The sequence below is a fragment of the Hydrocoleum sp. CS-953 genome (assembly GCF_002260545.1).
Classification (GTDB): Bacteria; Cyanobacteriota; Cyanobacteriia; order Cyanobacteriales; family Microcoleaceae; genus Trichodesmium.
In genome coordinates this window covers 1-2113 of record NZ_LGSU01000090.1, presented here as the reverse complement: position 1 = coordinate 2113, position 2113 = coordinate 1, and the positions used below count along the sequence as shown (strand labels likewise).

The 2113-nt window shown below is 37.7% G+C and carries 1 protein-coding gene; it reads left to right on the top strand.

Translation table 11 applies throughout. From position 1 onward, the window contains the following. Positions 1-451 precede the first annotated feature (451 nt). On the top strand, positions 452-1840 hold the full coding sequence (locus tag AFK68_RS00570) for a malic enzyme-like NAD(P)-binding protein (RefSeq protein ID WP_094670806.1): 1389 nt from the start codon (positions 452-454) through the stop codon (positions 1838-1840). Positions 1841-2113: the final 273 nt, after the last annotated feature.

The following is a 2113-nucleotide window of genomic DNA, read 5'->3' as shown; positions in this document are numbered from 1 at the left end:
AATCAACAAAATTTCCAACGATTTTTTACCTCCACAAACAGAGAAACTAATATTCAACTTCCGACTCTAGATAAATAGATAATTTGATAAATTTTTTCAGTATGATTTGGCAGAAAATATTAGTCAAGAAAAATTAATCAGACTCCTAATAATTTTTCCATCAACCATTAATAACTTCCACCTCAAATTTTGCCTCTTCCCAAAAATAGCCAAATTTCAAGAGTATTTTTGATAAAATAACACCCACTAAACCTTCTCAAATTGCATAATCCTAGCTCCTAAAATTCTTAATAAAATTTACAGCTTGTCGCCAGCTAAAGATTGTAGATTTTAGATAAAAAAAACACAAATGAAGAAATTCCTGACTAAACCCAAGAAATGCTCACTCACAACTTAAGATCAACTACGATGAAACTAAAATTTAGGACTTAAAACCTAAAACAAACCTAACATGGTACAACTAACACCAAATCCCTCATTTAGTTTAACAATTCGCCTCGAAACTCCTAACCGTGCCGGAATGTTGGCCAGCGTTACCCAAGCCATCGCATCAGAAGGAGGCAACATAGGCCATATCGACCTACTCGAACAAAGTCGTCAAATCACACTCAGAGAAATTACAGTCGATGCCTACAGTACAGAACATAGTGAAAAAATTGTTCAAGCTGTCAAAGCTTTACCAGAAATAAAAGTTGTCGATCTCTATGACCGAACCTTCAATTTACATCGTGGTGGTAAAATAACAGTCCAAGGCAAAATACCCCTCAAATCCCAATCTGACCTATCAATGGCTTATACTCCAGGAGTAGGTCGAATTTCTAAAGCAGTTGCGGAAGACCCCGAACAAATCTACAATCTCACCATTAAACAAAACACAGTAGCTATTGTTACAGACGGCAGTGCAGTTTTAGGACTAGGAAATCTTGGTCCTGGAGGCGCTCTACCAGTTATGGAAGGTAAAGCTATGTTATTTAAGGAATTTGCTGGAGTAGATGCTTTTCCTGTTTGTCTGGCGACTCAAGATACTGATGCTATAGTCGAGACAGTTAAAAATATTGCTCCTGTTTTTGGAGGAGTTAACTTAGAAGATATTGCTGCCCCCCGTTGTTTTGAAATAGAAGCCAAACTAAGAGAAATATTAGATATTCCAGTATTTCACGATGACCAACATGGTACAGCAATAGTAAGTTTAGCTGCATTAATTAACGCTCTAAAGTTGGTCAAAAAATCTATAGAAGATATTCGCATCGTTATTAATGGTGCTGGTGCTGCTGGAATAGCGATCGCTCGTTTGTTACGCAAAGCAGGGGCTAATACAATTTGGTTATGTGACTCTAAAGGTATAGTCTCAAAAAGTCGTACAGGTTTAAATCCAGAAAAACAAGAATTTGCTGTTGAGTCTTCAGGTACTCTCGGAGATGCTTTGGTAGGGGCTGATGTATTCTTAGGTGTTAGTGCACCGGGAGTTGTCACTCCAGAAATGGTACGTTCTATGGCAAAAGATCCAATAGTATTTGCAATGGCTAATCCTATTCCAGAAATACAGCCAGAATTAGTTACAGGAGATGTGGCAGTTATGGCCACTGGTAGGAGTGATTATCCAAATCAAATTAATAATGTTTTGGCATTTCCAGGCATATTTCGGGGCGCTCTAGATTGTCGGGCTACTACCCTCACGTCTACAATGTACTTAGAAGCTGCTAGGGCGATCGCTTCATTGGTGAAAGCTTCAGACCTTGACAAGGAGCATATTATTCCTTCTGTATTTGATACAAGGGTAGCTACGGCTGTTGCTGGTGCAGTAGCTCATGCAGCTCGCCAAGAAGGTGTCACGGTTTAAGTAGGATTTATCTAATTTATTTTACTCTACTTTTGAAGACTTACGCCAAAATTATAAAATATAGTAAGTCAAAACTATAGCGCTACAGTTATAGACAAGCTCAATGGCAAAAATCGGCGTAAGTCTGATTAAGTTTTCAATTTTCTATTTCTGTTGTTCGGAGTTAAAAATTATTGTACCGAGAAAATTATCAATAGTTAATGGGGAAATTTCTTGGTGTGGAGAGTGACGAGCAAATATAGTAAGTCAAAACTATAGCGCTACAGTTATAGA

Bases quoted from the DNA above. Each gene is read 5' to 3' on its own strand.
- AFK68_RS00570 (WP_094670806.1), top strand. From the start codon at position 452: ATGGTACAACTAACACCAAATCCCTCATTTAGTTTAACAATTCGCCTC.